This is a genomic window from Paenibacillus uliginis N3/975 (assembly GCF_900177425.1).
Lineage (GTDB): Bacteria > Bacillota > Bacilli > Paenibacillales > Paenibacillaceae > Paenibacillus_AQ > Paenibacillus_AQ uliginis.
In genome coordinates this window covers 6,402,954-6,420,541 of record NZ_LT840184.1, presented here as the reverse complement: position 1 = coordinate 6,420,541, position 17,588 = coordinate 6,402,954, and the positions used below count along the sequence as shown (strand labels likewise).

15 protein-coding genes are annotated in these 17,588 nt (G+C 43.0%); 3 read left to right on the top strand and 12 right to left on the bottom strand.

Features of this window, described 5'->3' with window-relative positions:
• Positions 1–96: 96 nt before the first annotated feature.
• The 3 genes from B9N86_RS29790 to B9N86_RS29780 all read right to left on the bottom strand — a co-directional run bounded on the left by B9N86_RS29790 (position 97) and on the right by B9N86_RS29780 (position 3,006).
• Complete coding sequence (locus tag B9N86_RS29790; protein WP_208916981.1) at positions 97–705, bottom strand: response regulator transcription factor; 609 nt, start codon at positions 703–705, stop codon at positions 97–99.
• Positions 706–709: 4 nt separating this feature from the next.
• Positions 710–1,822: a sensor histidine kinase gene (locus tag B9N86_RS29785; protein WP_208916979.1), complete on the bottom strand. Its 1,113-nt coding sequence runs from the start codon at positions 1,820–1,822 to the stop codon at positions 710–712.
• 68 nt (positions 1,823–1,890) lie between these two features.
• The gene (locus B9N86_RS29780) at positions 1,891–3,006 is read right to left on the bottom strand and encodes a DUF418 domain-containing protein (RefSeq protein ID WP_208920971.1); all 1,116 of its coding nucleotides are present in this window, start codon (positions 3,004–3,006) and stop codon (positions 1,891–1,893) included.
• 87 nt (positions 3,007–3,093) lie between these two features.
• Here B9N86_RS29780 and B9N86_RS30065 point away from each other — a divergent pair, with 87 nt between their 5' ends.
• A complete protein-coding gene (locus B9N86_RS30065; protein ID WP_210190625.1) occupies positions 3,094–3,351 on the top strand; it encodes a hypothetical protein in 258 nt (85 codons plus the stop codon).
• Between the two features lie 20 nt (positions 3,352–3,371).
• Here the strand turns inward: B9N86_RS30065 and B9N86_RS29775 are convergent, their stop codons facing one another.
• A complete protein-coding gene (locus tag B9N86_RS29775; RefSeq protein ID WP_208916977.1) occupies positions 3,372–3,725 on the bottom strand; it encodes a helix-turn-helix domain-containing protein in 354 nt (117 codons plus the stop codon).
• Between the two features lie 139 nt (positions 3,726–3,864).
• On the opposite strand from B9N86_RS29775, the gene B9N86_RS29770 reads away from it, so the two are divergent.
• Positions 3,865–4,257, top strand: coding sequence for a HEPN domain-containing protein (locus B9N86_RS29770; protein ID WP_208916975.1), 393 nt, complete (start codon positions 3,865–3,867; stop codon positions 4,255–4,257).
• 36 nt (positions 4,258–4,293) lie between these two features.
• Here the strand turns inward: B9N86_RS29770 and B9N86_RS29765 are convergent, their stop codons facing one another.
• Complete coding sequence (locus B9N86_RS29765) at positions 4,294–5,946, bottom strand: glycoside hydrolase family 13 protein (protein ID WP_208920969.1); 1,653 nt, start codon at positions 5,944–5,946, stop codon at positions 4,294–4,296.
• A 95-nt stretch (positions 5,947–6,041) separates the two neighbouring features.
• The gene (locus B9N86_RS29760; RefSeq protein WP_208916972.1) at positions 6,042–7,046 is read right to left on the bottom strand and encodes a LacI family DNA-binding transcriptional regulator; all 1,005 of its coding nucleotides are present in this window, start codon (positions 7,044–7,046) and stop codon (positions 6,042–6,044) included.
• A 418-nt stretch (positions 7,047–7,464) separates the two neighbouring features.
• Between B9N86_RS29760 and B9N86_RS29755 the strand changes: the two genes are divergently transcribed.
• Entirely contained in the window at positions 7,465–8,910 is a 1,446-nt protein-coding gene (locus B9N86_RS29755; protein WP_208916970.1) for a DEAD/DEAH box helicase, read from the top strand.
• 92 nt (positions 8,911–9,002) lie between these two features.
• Here the strand turns inward: B9N86_RS29755 and B9N86_RS29750 are convergent, their stop codons facing one another.
• The 6 genes from B9N86_RS29750 to B9N86_RS29725 form a co-directional block, all read right to left on the bottom strand.
• On the bottom strand, positions 9,003–11,249 hold the full coding sequence (locus B9N86_RS29750; RefSeq protein WP_208916968.1) for a M56 family metallopeptidase: 2,247 nt from the start codon (positions 11,247–11,249) through the stop codon (positions 9,003–9,005).
• A 34-nt stretch (positions 11,250–11,283) separates the two neighbouring features.
• Positions 11,284–11,685, bottom strand: coding sequence for a BlaI/MecI/CopY family transcriptional regulator (locus tag B9N86_RS29745; protein ID WP_208916966.1), 402 nt, complete (start codon positions 11,683–11,685; stop codon positions 11,284–11,286).
• A 268-nt stretch (positions 11,686–11,953) separates the two neighbouring features.
• A complete protein-coding gene (locus B9N86_RS29740) occupies positions 11,954–12,166 on the bottom strand; it encodes a helix-turn-helix transcriptional regulator (protein WP_208916964.1) in 213 nt (70 codons plus the stop codon).
• Between the two features lie 18 nt (positions 12,167–12,184).
• Entirely contained in the window at positions 12,185–12,631 is a 447-nt protein-coding gene (locus B9N86_RS29735; RefSeq protein WP_208916961.1) for a hypothetical protein, read from the bottom strand.
• 403 nt (positions 12,632–13,034) lie between these two features.
• Positions 13,035–16,148, bottom strand: coding sequence for an ATP-binding protein (locus B9N86_RS29730; RefSeq protein WP_425298631.1), 3,114 nt, complete (start codon positions 16,146–16,148; stop codon positions 13,035–13,037).
• 184 nt (positions 16,149–16,332) lie between these two features.
• A complete protein-coding gene (locus B9N86_RS29725) occupies positions 16,333–17,544 on the bottom strand; it encodes an MFS transporter (RefSeq protein WP_208920966.1) in 1,212 nt (403 codons plus the stop codon).
• Between the last annotated feature and the right edge of the window lie 44 nt (positions 17,545–17,588).

Genomic DNA, 17,588 nt, shown 5'->3' with positions numbered 1-17,588 from the left:
CACTCTAATGCCTTTTTGCAATTATACCATTTCCAGCATAGCTCTCTCCAACATGGCAGAGCTTGCAGCACCTTTTAGTACTGATATTTACCCTGTTTACGAAATCCACCCGCGCTCATTCGCTTTTTCAGTCGCCTGCTGCCTGGTCTGCACCCCTAGCTTTTGAATGGCGATAGACAAGTAATTCCGGACGGTCCCCTCCGTCAGAAATAATTGCTTGGCTATTTCCTTGGTCGACAGTCCAGACTTGGACAATCGCAATACATCCGTTTCGCGTTCGGTTAGCGGATTTTCTTCCCTAAGGAAAAGAACCGCCGCCAAGTCGGTGCTAATCACTCGCTCACCAGCCATTACCTTGCGGATGGATTGGATTAAGAAATCAATCGGTTCATCTTTTAATAAATAGCCTTCTACCTTTAATTCCATTGCTTTTTGCAAGAAACCGGGGCGAGCGAATGTCGTTACGATGATGATTTTTGTGGAGCGTCCTTCTTGTCTGAGTCTCTCTGCAATTTCAAGTCCTGAAAGGAAAGGGATCTCGATGTCGAGCAAGCACACATCCGGCTCATAATGACCAATAGCTTCCCATGCCGCCTGTCCATTCTCTGCTTCCGCTACGATTTCCATATCCTCCTCCATAGATAACAACGCTGTCAACGTCCCCCGAAGCAATTTCTGATCTTCTGCGATGACTATACGTATCACCTCGCTACACCCTCCCGTTGCTTATCAGTGGTACCTTAAGCGTAATAACCGTTCCTTGGCCCGGACTTGCCATCATATACATATCTCCCTGCAGCATCGTCATTCTTTCCTTCATCGTGTGCAAGCCGTTTCCTTCTCCCTGTCTCAAGTTTCCATGCCCGTTATCGCTCACTTGGATACAGTAATACTCCGTCTCAACGTATGGTGTGATTGTACACTGGTCGGCTAAGCTATGTTTAATGATGTTGGTAATGGCTTCTCTAACGGAAAGTGCCAGCATCGTTTCGGCCACATTCGACAAGGGGAGCATGGCCCCCTCATCCTTCACGACTAATTCAATTCCAGCATTTTGTAAAATATCCTTTGAAAGTTCCATTTCCTTCTTAAGGGAAATAAATTTCATGTCGGTGACGAGCTCCCTCACCTGCTTTAACGCATAACGTGAAGTGTTCAAAATATCATGCAGCTCATGTTTCGCCTTTTCCGGGTTTTTCTCCACCAATCTCATCGTTAGCTCACTTTTCAATTTGATCATCGTTAAGGTCTGACCGAGCGTATCATGGAGATCCCTAGCAATCCGATTTCGTTCCTCCTCCTGAATATATCGCTCAAGCTGGGCATTGGCGACCGCCAGCTTTTCCTTCAAGATATTCGCCTTTCCTCTCGTATACACCACAACAGGCACTACAAGCTGGGCAACCATAAACAGAAGTTCCAATGTTGAAATAAACGCAAAAGGACTTCCCGCATTAATCCAACTGAACAGCACAAACATCGCTATAATTCCAGCCATCCCGACGATCATAATCGCCATCCGATGGGCTCTGCCAAGCAAATCAGCAAATACAAAGCCGTATAGCAAGACCCAATTGCCTGCGTAAATGCCAAAAGTTAAAAGCAATGAGAAGCCAACGAGACTGGCCACAAGCAACCGCCAGTCCCGATACCATAGTCCAACATAATAAGATGCCACGAACAACAAAAGAAATCCTACCTTGATCCCCCAATGGATGGTGTCTTTTTTAAAGAACACGTTAAAAACTAAAACTATAATGACAAATACATCAATCATAAGATATTTTTCAATATGCTCTAGGGGATATATTTTTCTTTTCATCGTTCATACACACCTTATTTGTTCATCTCTTTCGTTACTGATTTACTTATGAGACTTGAGGTGAATCTTCACGCTGCTTCCATTGGACCATACTTGAATTGCTTCAGCCATATGGAAGCAAAAATGATTTGGAAATAGCATATCACGAGCCAGATCAATACGATGGTGACCGAATCCACTCTGCCGCCCAATCTGAAGCCCCATCCATAAAAAATGACTGCAGAAATGACATTTTGCATCACATAACAGCTGAGCGACATTTTGCCTACTTGTTCAAGCTTGCTCCACAGCCATAACTTCTCATTGGCTTCTACCAGCTTGGCGATCAACCCGATATATCCGATAGCAAGGATTGGTGCAAATAAATAGCGCACAGGCAAATCAAAATATCCACCGGGTATGAAAATAAGTAAATTAAGCGGAAGGCCTACGCAAAATCCAATGTGAAAAAGCTTCTTCCGTTTTTTCTTGCCATTCTCATCAGGAGCAAAGACCCCCGACCTCATTATACGTATGCCCAGCAGGAACAGAAAAATGTTCATCGGGATTACAAATAGAACCTCAGTGCGCAGTATCATAAAATTCCCCAACCTGTACGCTACCTGCTGAAACCAATTACCCTCCGTATATAACAATACAGTCTCCTTCATATCGCCTAAAGAAATATTGCCACCTGTTACGGCAAGATAGGTAAAGAAGATTAAAATGAGCAGCATAACCGCCCCATGCAATCCACCGATGATCTTCATCGTTCTGCGAATGGCGCGGTCTCCGCCTTTTATAATGAAAGCAGTAATAATAGCCGTGATGCCGTAGCTCATGAGAATGTCATATTCCATGACTAGTGTGAAATGAATGAATCCCTCTGTCAAAAGGATAACAGATGTCCACATATACATGCCGGGCCATGCGTTTCCTCTTTTTAATGCCTGCTGATACTTCATCTCCAGTCCGACCCCGAACATAATGGTCAACAAGCCGAGAAGCTTGCCATTGACCAGAAACAGGACGAACACTCTTACGAAGTCTTGAATGGAGGTCCACCATTCATTGTCAATAAAGGTGAAAATATAATTCAAGTCACCCATATGAGCAAAAATCCATATATTCGTGCCCAGCGTTCCCAATACCGCAAAGCCCCTCAAAATGTCCAACAAGCGTAACCTGCTGCCGGTCCCTTTCATAACGATCATTATCCCCTCCGTTCATTCGTACTTTTATCTTATCCCTGAACAGAAACAGACGATATTCACAGCCGTCAGCCACTTGGTATGACAGTGTCATATGGGCAGCAGGTCCGCAACTTTAACACAGTGATCTCTACCTTCAAATTCGAACACTATATACTCTTTAATACTTACGATGCAAATTTTCCTTATGAATTAACAATTTCAAGCACTCAAACAAACGCAAAAAAGAGGCAGTCATCCCCTGAAATCGGGTACACGCCTCTGAATGATCGGGTAGCGGCCATGCTTTGGCCTTTTAATATGAATCTGATTCAAATGGAGTATGGAGCTATAAAATAGTCAAATCGTCGGATCATAATCTATGTAGAAGCGTTGCCCTTTAAGATTTCTCTCAGCACATTTTTAGCCAGCCGCAGCTTCTCATCATTGGCTTCGCGAAGTAAGCTGACGATATCTTGAATATCGCTCTCCGTAGAGGTCACCATAAAATCCTCATTCACATAGGCAAATAACTGCATCAAATTGACCTCTAGAGCCCCAGCAATCTTCTGCAAATTTATTAAGGATACATTCTTCTCCCCACGTTCAATCTGCCCGATGTATGAAAAATGAAATCCACCCTTCTCACCAAGAGCCTCCTGAGACAATCCTCTTTCCCTGCGCAGAGCACGAATTCGGGTTCCTACGAGCTTCAATACTTCCTTATCCTTCACGGCATTCACCTCTCCATGTCCAAAGTGTAGACAAGTTTCATAAAGGTAAACACCAAACAATAAATATTATTATTTAATTTAATATTTATAAGTATTATAATATGTGTAACATTCCTTTTTCCATTAGGAGGCAACAGCCATGGAGGATAGAATACTTCATAGAACAAATGATTATTATCAACTCGCTCTATATCATATGAAGTTGGCCCATATCATGAGAAATCATAATCAGTTCAAAACCTCACTCTTCCTTTGTCATTCGGCGCTCATTGCCATGATCCGAACTCTATATATTTATGAGAACAAGACACTGCCCAACTCCGATCTGGTACTGGTTGATCTTTTACATCTATTGCACACGGACTATAATCCCGGGCTTGAAATCGTGGTGTTTGTTGGCAAGTTGAATTATATCATTCATGAAGATGGGCAAAGCTTAGAGATCGTGAAGGAAAAAGAACTGGATCGGTTAATAGAAAAAACAGAACAAATCCTAAAGGAATTATGTAGGAGGATGAAGATCTACTTATGAAAAAAGCTCACACAAAAAGCGTGTGAGCCTTAACATTTATACCTTTAACGCAAATACTTCATACGGTCTTAACATTAGATGTTTGACATCGATTTCTGTACGATTGTAGTTACTCATAATGATTTCGAAGACTTCCTCATCTACAGAAAAATCATTTTTCTTCTCAGAAATATTCGCAGCAACGAGCCATTTTTCTCCTTCATATAAGCGATAGTAAGCAAACACATCGTCAGGAGTACTTTCTATCAGTTCAAATTCGCCCCATACTATAATCGGGTTGTCTTTACGCAGCTGGATTAAACGTTGATACGTATAGAAAATAGAATCTGGATTTTCAATATTTTGTTTTACATTAATGGTTGTGTGGTTCTGATTAACGTGTAACCAAGGCGTACCGGTAGTAAAGCCTGCGTTGTCACTGCCATCCCATTGCATCGGTGTACGAGCGTTATCTCTTCCTTTTGCGTTAATAGACTCAATGATATCACTTACAGCATACCCATTAGCCAAGCGAGCATGATACATATTCACAGATTCAATATCTTCTACTTCATCAATACTCGAAACCGGATAATTGGTCATTCCAATTTCTTCACCTTGATAGATGTAAGGTGTACCTTTCATCATGTGTAAGAGAACGGCAAACATTTTCGCACTTTGATCATGAAATTGTTTATCATTACCCCATCTTGAAACAATTCGCGGCAAGTCATGGTTGTTCCAAAATAAACTATTCCACCCTTGATCACCCAACGATGTTTGCCACTTCACTAAAACCTTTTTTAATTCCGCAATATTCAAAGGTTTTAGATCCCATTTATCTTTGCCTTCTTGCTGGTCTAAACTTACATGCTCAAATTGGAACACCATAGATAGCTCATTTCGTGCTGGATCAGAATATAGTTTCGCAATTTCTGGTGTTGCTCCCCAAGTTTCGCCTACAGTAAGGACATCATGAGAACCGAACGTTTTTTGGTTCATTTCTTGCAGATATTCATGCAGATTTGGTCCGTTACCCGTAATTTCTTTATCCGGAATTTTACCGATCAAATCGATAACGTCCATACGGAAGCCGCCTACACCTTTATCTAACCAAAAATTCATCATATCGTAGACCTCTTGGCGAACTTTTTCGTTCTCCCAATTCAAATCTGGTTGGCGTCTGCTGAATAAATGCAAGTAATACTGGCCGCTTGCTTCATCCAATTCCCAAGCAGAACCACTAAATATAGAACCTAGACCATTAGGAACGTCCCCATTTACTGGATCACGCCAAACATAGTAATCTCGATATTCATTATCCCGACTTTTTTTAGCTTCAATAAACCATTTGTGCTCATCTGATGTATGATTAACGACTAGGTCCATAATGATTTTGATGCCGCCCTCATTCGCCTTAGCAATCAATTCTTCCATATCATCCATCGTACCGAATTCATCCATAATGTCTTGGTAATCACTAATATCATAACCATTGTCATCATTAGGAGATTTATAGACGGGTGATAACCAAATAGCAGTAATCCCTAACAATTTCAAGTAGTCAATCCGGTTTATGATTCCTCTCAAATCACCGATCCCATCTCCATCACTATCCTGAAAGCTTCGCGGGTAGATTTGATAGACTACAGCCGTCTGCCACCACTTTACATCTTTTTCTCTGGTTATAGCTTCTCTCTTTTCTTTCATTGCTTCCATAATACTTTCACTCCACTTCTAGCTAAATTTTGAAGGGTATAAATGCAACGTAAACGTTTACGTAATGCACAAAAAATTATCTCGCTTTAAGATAATTTTTTTACTGACTTGCGTATAACTAATTCATGTGGAATAACTTTGGACTCAATCTTGATTTTATTTTGGATAGAGGCAATCAAGCTCAAGCAGCCTTCTCTCCCCATTTCGTATAAAGGCTGTGCTACTGTTGTAAGGGGAGGAATCGACATATGTGAAACCTTGGAATTATCATAGCCAACGACTGAAATATCCTTTGGTACTTGAAGGTCATTTTCAAAACAAGTCGAAATGATACCTAATGCAGCCTCATCACTTGCGCAGAACACAGCCGTAACCTCTGCATGATGTTCAATAAACTCCTGCATGGCTTTTTTTCCTGATTCAAAGCTAAAATCCCCTGCCTTAATAAGATTTAAGTCTACCTTTATGCTATGATCTTGCAGTGCTTGAATATAGCCATTAATTCTTGGGGAACCCGCTATAGAATCATCAGGATTAGCCCCTGCCATACCTATGATTCGATGGTTATTCTCAATAAGATAATTGACTGCTGTATACGCCGCACTAAAATCATCAACTTTAATATAAGGCGTATCTTCTCGATTGGTTTTGGTAGAGAGCAAGATAAAGAGTATACCCAGAGATGACAAAGATTCGATCTCTGCCTCGTGGAGTTCAACAGAAACAATAATGAGCCCATCTACTCTTCGTTCGCCCATCAGATTCATACTCTCATGGATTCGGGCACCACTCATACCGGCATGAGTTAATATAACACTGTACCCATGCTCGTAAGAAACATCCTCTATCCCTTTTATAATGTCACCATAAAATGCTGTAGTGACCTCTGGCATAATTACACCGATTGTCTTAGTCGACTTCTGCACCAAACTTCTAGCATTTTCATTTTTTCTATATTCTAATGCTTTGGCAACGGCCAGAACTTTTTTCTCGGTTTCCTCATTGTATCCGCCAAGATTGTTAATCACCCTTGAAACAGTCGCTATGGAAACACCCGCAACCCGTGCAATGTCCTTAATAGTAGCCGCCATAAAACCACCTCTCCATAGTAAACGTTTACTAACTATAAAAAGCTAATATAAGAAGGGTATTGACCACACTTGTTAAACGTTTACGTAAGTTATATTAGTGCTCTGATTTTCTTCTGTCAATGATTTTACGAAGCGCTTATGATCAAAATTTTTTCATAGGAGTTTCAGACACACCATAATATCCATCTGTTAACGGAATTGCTCAACATCTGCATCAAAGTAAATTTATATCACTTATGATACGGTTCACCGTAGCACACGAAAGGAGAAATTTCAGGGCATCCAACTGTATGTCCTTTTCGTTCATGAATGTACCGATAAATATCATTGGCTTCAGAGTATAATGGATGAGTATACAATAGATGTACGGTGGAACTGTATATATAGGTATTCGAATATAGCGTAGAAGAGGTTAAAGATGAGTGAGAAGCATTTTACAGATTACCAATTAAGTGAAGAGATTGGGAGAGCGCTCAATAGTTTGGGTTATGAGACACCGACACAGGTTCAGACAGAGGTCATTCCTGTTGCGCTTGAGAAGAAGGATCTTGTTGTCAAATCGCAAACAGGCAGCGGCAAAACAGCTGCTTATGGCATCCCGCTCTGCGAGCTAGTGGATTGGAATGAAAATAAGCCGCAAGCATTAATTCTAACGCCAACCCGTGAACTCGCGTTACAGGTCAACGAAGACATAACGAATATTGGACGCTTTAAGCGGATCAAGGCGACACCTCTTTTTGGGAAACATCCTTTTCATATCCAAAAGGCCGAGTTAAAACAAAGAACGCATATCGCAGTAGGTACGCCTGGACGTGTGCTGGACCATATTGAACGCGGCACGCTATCGCTAGAGCGGATTGCCTATCTCGTTATCGATGAAGCTGATGAGATGCTGAATATGGGCTTTATTGAGCAAGTTCAGTCGATCATTCAAGCGCTGCCTCGTGACAGGGTTACCATGTTATTCTCCGCTACGTTTCCTGAGGATGTGGCCAAGCTGTCACGCAAATATATGGACAATCCTGCCCAAATTGAGATCCAAGCGAGCGGTATAACAACGGCCACGATTGAACACGCTCTTATTCAGGTGATGGAGGCAGATAAGCTGGCACTGCTTGAAGATCTACTCATTGTTGAAAGTCCTGACAGCTGCATTGTTTTCTGCCGTACGCAAGAGCATGTGGATAAACTATTCAGAGAAATGGCTGATCTCGGTTACTCATGTGATCGTATTCATGGTGGGATGGAGCAGGAAGAGCGATTCGAGGTCATGCATGCGTTCAGAAGGGGACAATTCCGTTACTTGATTGCAACAGATGTAGCCGCTAGGGGTATCGATATCTCGAATATTACCCATGTTATTAATTACGATATTCCACTTGAGAAAGAAAGCTATGTTCATCGCACGGGACGTACAGGTCGTGCAGGCAAGACGGGTAAAGCGATTACCCTCGTCACGCCGAAGGATTTCAAGCGATTAGCCGAAATTGAGGCGTATATTGGATTCGCGATTCCGAAAGTAAAAGCTCCCTCCGAAGAGGAAGTTGACCGCCATAGAAAAGATTTTGAACAGAAACAAAATATTAAGCCTGAACTGAAAAAAGATAAGCGCGAGCAATTAAACAAGCAAATCATGAAGCTTAACTTCAATGGCGGCAAGAAGAAAAAACTTAGAGCCGTGGACTTTGTCGGGACAATCGCTAAGCTTGACGGGGTAACCGCAGACGATATTGGGATTATTACGATCCTCGATTTTGTGACAGATGTTGAAATTTTGAACGGCAAAGGACCGCTTGTGCTTGAAAAGATGAAAAACACGACAGTAAAAGGCAAGCTGTTAAAGGTGCGCAAAGGGAATAAATAAAAGTTGATATGACAAAAAAAGGGGCGCCCTAGCTAGGTCAATAACCTGTTAGGACGCTCCCCTTACACTGCAACCAATCTGACCGATTTATGTTACCGGTCCGGCTTCATTAAATACTGAACAATTTTCTGTTCCTCCGGCCCTTGGCCGCTGAAAACGGCTTGATAACAAACCTTGCCATCCAACCAGAAATAGCTCACCAGATTGATTTCATCGGAACTGCTTAGCTTACCATCCACTTTGTATGGCTCTGTACGTAGTACTTCCTTCCCCTGAATGGTTATGGCTTTGAGCTTGACATTATTCCGTTCGCCGTCAATTCTCGTAAAAGAAACCTGGCCGTTCTTTTTCATCTCCTGATACATATCCCCGTTTAACATCTGCTTAAACGCAACGCTTCGGATACCGGAATCAGCTTTATTTTTCTGCTTGTGATCGCCTCGGCTATAAGAAACCTGAAGCAGCTTGCGCATGGAATCCTCATCATTTTCCACATGATTGAAATTCGCTTTACGGGAAACATAGGAACCGCTGGCGGCAAAATCCCCGGGCAGCTTTCGCGGAAAAGCGGCTTTAAAACCAACCAGTTCCTGAGCGCGCCGGATATCCTCGGTGTCATACAAATAGGTCAGGATTTTCCCATGATAATCATTATCTACATGAAGTTGGTTCACCTTCGCATCGGGAAATTTCATGGAAGCGATGATTTGCTCCATTTCATTGCTGGACAAGATGTAGGAGCTTAATTCATAGCTTATGCCTTGATCCTTCCAGATATAATAATATCTTTCCGGCTGTCCCTTCCAGGTGGTCATGCGAATCGTAATTTTATAGCCTTCATCTATGCCGGCTAAGGATAGGGATTCTTTCTCTATAACTTTCCCGCTATCCTCCTGATCGGTTCCATCTTGCTCGATTTCGAAAATCTGCTCATATTGTTTCTGGAGATCAGCGCCAGGCTTGATGCTCAAGCTGAAGTTGCCGCCACTTTTGCTTATTTTAGCCTTAACGTACCGTAGACTGACACTCGGGGGGGAATCATTAAGCCGAATGCCTAAATCACTAAAGCCATATCCCTCTGGCAGCAAGGATGGAACTTTAAATGTAAACGGTGCCACCTTCGCCCCTTTTTCAAGATTATCATATACCCGAAATTCTTCATTCGGAAACAGCATTTCATTCCTGCCGTCTTCGGCATGAACCCAAGCGGAAGCTCCCGCTTCAGATGCTCGCGCATTGGTCAGCGTTGCCGTACCGATCAAGAGTACGAGAATGACCGCCATCATTGAAAATTTATAAGAACCCTTTTTAAAAGATTGTATCATTCTAATTCTCCTCACCATCTCTTTTTGTCCGTTCGAACCTTTGAAATAAAGAAGATGCGCCTGGCTTCTTCCCGCAGCATACCGTCTCAGAAATCCGATAATCGTCATGCCGTAAGGCACAGCCTCCTCTTCCCCAAGCGCCTCCAGGACACAGGCATCACAGGCCAGCTCCCGGTCGGCTTTCATCTGCCGCAGCATGAACCACACGAATGGATTCATCCAGTGAACGGCAAACACGAGACTGCCGACCATATTCCAGATCGTATCCTTTCGTGTGTAGTGGGCCAGCTCATGCGCGATCACATGCTTGAGCAGCTGTTCATTGACTGCTTCTGAAATAAGCGATTTCGGCAAATAAACCGCTGGGCGGAAAACTCCAGTAATATACGGACTCTGAGCGGATGGATCCGCGTAAATCGCCACAGGGCGTTTAATGGAAAATAAGATTCGGCATTGTTCCGCAACCTTCAATATTGCAACACTGTCGACGGGACTGAGATGTTTTTGCTTTCTTTGGAATCGCAGCCGGTAGATCAGGTTATTTCCGAGCAAGACGGCCGCACCCGTCAGCCAAACTACAGCCAGTACGCGAACAGCCGGATGGCTTTCTCTCTCTATGCCCGCTTCGGCATGTTCTTCCGTATCCTTCATGGTCATAAGAGGCTGAAAAACAGTATTCTTTTCAACTTCATTCGTTGTATAATTTGGTTGATATGTGTTTTCTTTTAGGCTGTTTTCGGATTTCGCAGTAGGCTTGTCCAGCTGAAACGAAAGCCCAAAAACGGCATTTTTTATGTCTGTCAACGTTGGTACTGCATTAAACAAGCTTATCGGACTTTGCGGCAGCACCGGCAGCATGAGCCTCAACAGTACAATCAGCCATAACGCATGCCTCAAACGCGCATGGATACGTCTGCGAAACAGATGCTGAACTACCAGCACCACGGCTGCGGCTGCGCTTGCCATCAGCGTCGAGGCAACAAACCAACTGAAGAGGCTTTCAGTTATATTCATCCTATTACCTCATTTGGTTAAATTTCACCGGCTATTAAGGCCGTGATGAGTCTTTTGAATCTTTTCCCTGCTTCTCCAGCAAAATTTGCTGCAATCGCTCGATCTCCTGATCTGACAGCTGGGTCTCCTCCAAAAAATTGGTCATCATCAATCCGGCTGCGCCATTGAAGACTCGGTTTAAAAAAGAACGGCTTTCCGCGCGCACGCACTCTTTTTCCGAAATAAGCGGATAATATAGATAACTTCTGCCTGACTTTTGGTAGCCCAGCGCTTTTTTCTTCATCAGCCGGTTGATAAAGGTTCTGACCGTCTGATCACTCCAGTCCATGCCCTCCGGCAAATGCTGCACGATTTGCTCGGCTGTCAGCGGGTTTTCCTGCCAAATGACCTTCATGATTTCCCACTCAGATTCCGAAATCTTAGGCATTTTTTCCATCGTTCTCCCTCCCTTCCCAACTTGGATTTGGCGATAAACTATTACAAATGTAAATATAACCTATTTGAATAACTATTACAATTGTAATTTGAACAAAGCTATGAAATTTCACGCCTCGTGGCTTCATATATCAACCGATTGAACATAACCAGATCCGGAAGGTCTTGCAAGCTGCTGAGGAAATCCCCATCCCAAAGCATCGGAAAAGAGCCGTACTTGAACCTCGAAGGTCAAGTACGGCTCCTTTGTACCAAATGGCCCTAAAACTCTAGTCCTCGCGGAGAATAAACAGCTCCTCCACCGTTATTCCAAACACCTTGGCTAACTTAATCGCTAATATCGTACTGGGGATAAACCTGCCGTTTTCAATCGTATTAATCGTTTTTCGCGTAACGCCAACCTGTTCGGCGAGCTGCTCCTGGGTCAATTGAAGCCTGGCCCGGTTCATTTTCATTGTATTTTCCAATACTTCATCATTCATGGTATTTCACCCTTGGCATTATTCTTTTTCAAAACTCAAATAGGCTAGCAAAGAAGAAACAATCCCCGTAAACAAAGCGGCATGCAGAACGAAACCTGTCGAAATATCTATCCAAAGGCTGAAGGTGAACAATACGGCGATCGCCGCCATAAGCACCCAAAATCCAGCCGCAAAGCTTCGAGTCCAGATCAATTGTATATATTCGTCGTTCAAAGCTTTAGCCATCTCCCGATTTTTGCGTAGGAGCCATGATCCAAGCTGCATCCTGATCAAAGAATACGCCCATATAATGCTTCCTGCGACGGAAACCCAGGTACTCCATCCTCCAGATAGCGATATATGGTTCTTACCGGAAGTGAAATATGAAGCCAAATACGGAACTTGCCAGATAATAAAGCCAATGGTGAGTCCAACCAAAAACCTCCTGCGTTTCGATTCAAGCTTTGAGATTCCTGCTACCAACATATTCTCCCCCTTTAATGTAACCTTAACTACTCATAATATAACCTTAAGGTTACACGTCGTCAAGAATAATTTTCCAAATACTTCTTTAGCAACTCATCGTATTCATTTGTTACTGACGGACTGTCCGCTGCGGCGTTCATATCGAGATTTCTCTTGATTTAAGTCAATGAACCGTCATAGCCCTCCTCTTACAATGAAATTAATACAGAACACCAGAAGGTTATTTAATGGTTGCTGCAAGAATACAACGAACGGAGCTAACACTTTTTCCTGGCCTTCTCATAACATTATTTTCGCCGTTGTTATGATACGGTTCACCGATGCAGGAACTTCGGTAACGAAAAAAGCCGCAGCTTGAATGCTTCGGCTTAAATCGTTTAGAGTAAAATTAAATTTATTTCGTTTAGAAGTGTACATGAAAAGTTACCCTTGTCCCTGTACCTAACGTACTTTTGATATGAAGTCCTGTTCCAAAGTGCCGTTTTAATCGCTGATCCGTATTTATCAATCCGACTCCTGACTTACCATCTGCTTTTCTTTCTAATATTCGTTGCAATTGAGCCTCATCCATTCCGATCCCATCGTCTTCAACTGTTATCTCTGCATGCGTTTCATAGACAGAAATCCGAATAAAAATCTTGCCTCCGCGAATGCGCCTCATAACACCATGTCTTATCGCATTTTCAACTAGAGGCTGGATCGTAAGAAATGGGATTTTTAATTCCTCGCAGTCATCTATCTCCCAAATAACCTGCAGCCTTTCTTCAAACCGAACCTTCTCAATATATAGATAAGAGCGCACTAGACTTAGCTCCTCTTCGATTGGAACAAGTCCATCCATATTTTGAAATTTAAATTTATTCCTTAAAAAATTGCTGAACTCATCAAGCAAATTACGCATCTTATCCAAATTAATGTCACTTAAAGCTGTTACAGCATTTAATGCATTAAATAAAAAATGAGGCTGGATTTGCGCTTGAAGCCATGCAGCTTCTAATCGCAATTGTTCCCGAACGAATTGTTTAATCGTAATTAGTGACTCTATACGCGATTTTATTTCTATTGCTTCCACTGGCTTAGTCACATAATCGTTTGCTCCCGCTAAAAATCCACTTTGAATATCTTTCGGTTGGCTTCTTGCGGTAAGGAGCAAAACAGGGAGCTCCGTGAGTGTAAACCGCTCACGAATCATTCGTGTCAGCTCGTAACCAGACATCTGCGGCATCATAATATCAGAGATGACTAGATCCCATTCCTTTGTATCCAGTATAGCCAACGCTTCTTTACCGCTCGTTACCATCGTTACATTATATTCATCTGGTGGTAGTATTGCTTCAAGCACTTGAAGGTTAATAGGATCATCATCAACTATTAATATAAGCGGACGGTCACGATTCACTTCTAATAAAGTTGTTGGTTTCGTAGCCGGAGGGATATCCACCTTTTCCGAATTTATCGAGACCTTTTCCTGAATCGGCATAGATTGTATTACTAACTGTTCGAATAAGTTAGAAACATCTTCCTCTCCTTCCTCCTCTTCCCCCGCTTTCAAACCTGCTAGCTTTAACGAAAATGTAAATTTTGAGCCTTCTCCTAAGACAGAGGACACATCTAACGTACCTCCATGAAGCTCAACCAGTTGCTTGCTTATACTTAAACCTAACCCAAAGCCACCTTCAATCATTGTCTCACTCGAGCTGGCTTGCTCGTACGGACGGAATAGGCGCTTAAGCATGTCCCCATCCATTCCGATCCCGGAATCAGTAATAACAATATAAGCTCTTCCGTCCTTTGCAAAAGCTTGAATCGAAATTATCCCTTCGTTCGTATATTTCACAGCATTATGAAGTAAATTGAAAACGATTTGAATAACCCGATTTTCATCCGCATTTACTGAAGGAAAATCTTCAGGAATTTGATTTACAATTTCTACAGACTTCACTTCTGCGTTAAATTGCAGCATATCAAGCACTCCGGTCACGATGGGCTGAATCAATATGACTTTTTTCTGTAGACGCGGATTGCCTTCCCGTAAACTCATCACATCAATCAAATCGTTCAATATCAATGTCAACCGACGTCCTACGGATAATACCGTTTCAAGCTCCTTGATGCTCCGTTCCTGCAATAAATGCTGTTCCCTTTTTAAAACGGATTGTGACATGTTAAGCATGCTATGCACCGGATTTTTAAATTCATGCGATGTGTTTGCCAGAAATTGATCCTTATGGTCATTCATTCTTTGCAAGGTTGCAGCAAGCTCTTTGGTGTTCGCATGCATGATAAAGTAGCCCTTAAACCATTCAGAGGCTAAACAACCCATCGCAATAATCATATCGAACGGATAGTAGACAAGACTCAAACCGCTATCCAGCAAGATTAACGACCAAAGAGAATGGTTCATCAACGCAAGAAAAGAGAAAAGCAGTAAAAGATTGCTCTTTAAACCTTTGATTACTTTTTTAAACATTGTAATCAACGTGATAACTGCAGCAATACCAACTAATAGATAATAAACCGGAAAGAGCATAATCACTTGAGATGGATCTAAGAACAAAGTGATGCCGGCAGTCCCTAGATTCATTACTTTATAGACAGGGTACATCCTACGCCAATATGGAAGCTCGCGATGATTCGTACACTGGAGCAAAGCATAGGCTGCAATAACGAAAGCAATATTAGCCAGCCTAAAATCCCAATTTATTCCAATGTAAAATAATTGATGGAACAACTTCTCATCCGTACTAAAGACACTCGTGATCGTTACACATAATGCAAGCAAACTGAAATAAAGCAGCTTCTTTTCCTTATTTCCTAGTAAATACAAAATAAGTGCATAGACAGCATGCATAATAAATATAATCGCTGCCAAAAACTGCATAGAAACGGAAGCTTTCATCTCTTTGGCAATGGCTTCTTCTGAACCAAATTTAATGGATCGGACAATACCCCCGCTTCGACTATCCACATAATTTGCCGCCTGAATGACGAGTTCGATTACACCGTTTTCGTCTGCTGTAAAGGTTGTAGAATAAGGTAGGTCCTTCGAAATATATTCATCCTTTGTTGTCGCCACCTGTCCGGATTTAGTAAGCAATCGACCGTTTACATATAATTCTGATGCAGTGCGTACGCTGGGTACACGAATACTATAATTAAGGTTCTTTTCCGGATCCACCAAAATACGCAGGCGATAGGACGCGAATCCATATGGAGTCGTCTCTTCACCATGCCAGGCTTCATTCCATCCCCCCGGAACCGAAATCAGCCTGTGCTCCAGCTCGCCCGGTACATCCTGTCCGCTGCCATCCAGCAGCCATTGTGAGGGATAAAACCCCCATTCCCCGTCAAGTAAGAGAATGCCGCCGTTTTCTGCATCCCAATCGCGCAGATCGAGATGCCCATTCGTAATGGATACCTGCCGTTGATCAGGAAACACTTCCACCCACAACATGCGCAGGCCGGATAGAATAACTAATAATAAGCCTATTAACAATATAATATGGCTCTTTTTCATTTGGTTGCTTGGTGAGTCATTTGCCAAGAAGTATTCCTCTCCTAATCCGTTCTCTAATGTAGGGGCGATACTCCATAATTTACCACAGCCTTCATGAAAGAGAAATGGATGCTGGAGATGTCTTTATGTCTATTTTAGGGCTATATCTTCTTAGTAGACTCCTTTTCACTTTTACTTTCAATAATTATCCATTTGTGCTGATTTTTTGTATCTCTGTGGCAAAATAAAGCAGAGCTACGACCGGGAAAGCTATTCCCATCCATAACGCGGCACTCCAGCCCCCCGTGGCGTATATCCACCCCCCAATTGCGGATCCGATGGCACCGCCAAAAAAGAAAATAGCCATAAAAAGCCCATTCAGACGACTTCGAATTTCGGGACTCAGCGAGAAGAGCGCGCGTTGTCCAAGCACAAGATTTGCGGATACACCGGCATCCAACAATATGGCTGAAACGACGAGAACGGCTACTCCAATGGATGAACCCGTACGGATCATAAGCGGCAGCAACATCGAAATGACGACAGTAGCGAGTGCAATCCCCGTAGCGGGTTTAGTCCAGCCGCGGTCGGCCAATCGTCCAGCCATAGGCGCAGCTATTGCACCCGCGACTCCGGCAAGCGCGAACAACGCAATGGCTTTCTGGGAGAAATGAAAGGTCGGGCTGGATAATAGTAACGGAGCTGTTGTCCAAAATAAGCTGAACGTCGCAAACACACATGCATGATATGCAGCCCGACGACGTAAGAGCGGAGTTGTTCGCAGCAAGTGCCACATTGAACCGAGTAGAGCTGTATAGGATGTGTCTGAAGAAGGCCTTCTTGCAGGCAACACCTTCGACAGTACGATTGCCAAGAGAAAGACAGCTGTGGCAGACAAAGCGAATACGGCATGCCAATCAAAGAAGTCGGCTACCAGGCTCGACAAGGGGCGCGAGAGCATGATTCCAAGCAATAAGCCGCTCATGACATTGCCGACAACGCGACCGCGGGAAGATTCGGATGCAAGGTATGACGCAAAAGGGACGAGCACCTGCGCAGCGACCGACCCTAAACCGATGACAAACGAAGCGGCTAAGAATGGAACAGCTTGTTTCGATAATGCAGTGAATGCAAGGGCAACTGCTGTGAGAAACAAAGAAACGACAATCAGCCTTCGATTCTCAACGATATCTCCCATCGGTACGATAAATAACAAGCCGACGACGTATCCCATCTGCGTTAACGTCACGATCAAGCCGGAACTGTTTGCGGACAGCCCGATTGAGGAGCTAATGACCCCAACCAAGGGCTGCGCATAGTAAAGATTAGCTACAATGATGCCGCATGCGGCAGCCAGAAGTATGGTTAACCATGCCGGGATATTTTTCTCGATGGTTTGTTTTTTTAAATCACTCATCATGAGTTCCTCCTCCACATTTAAATACTAGACGTATAGTTTAT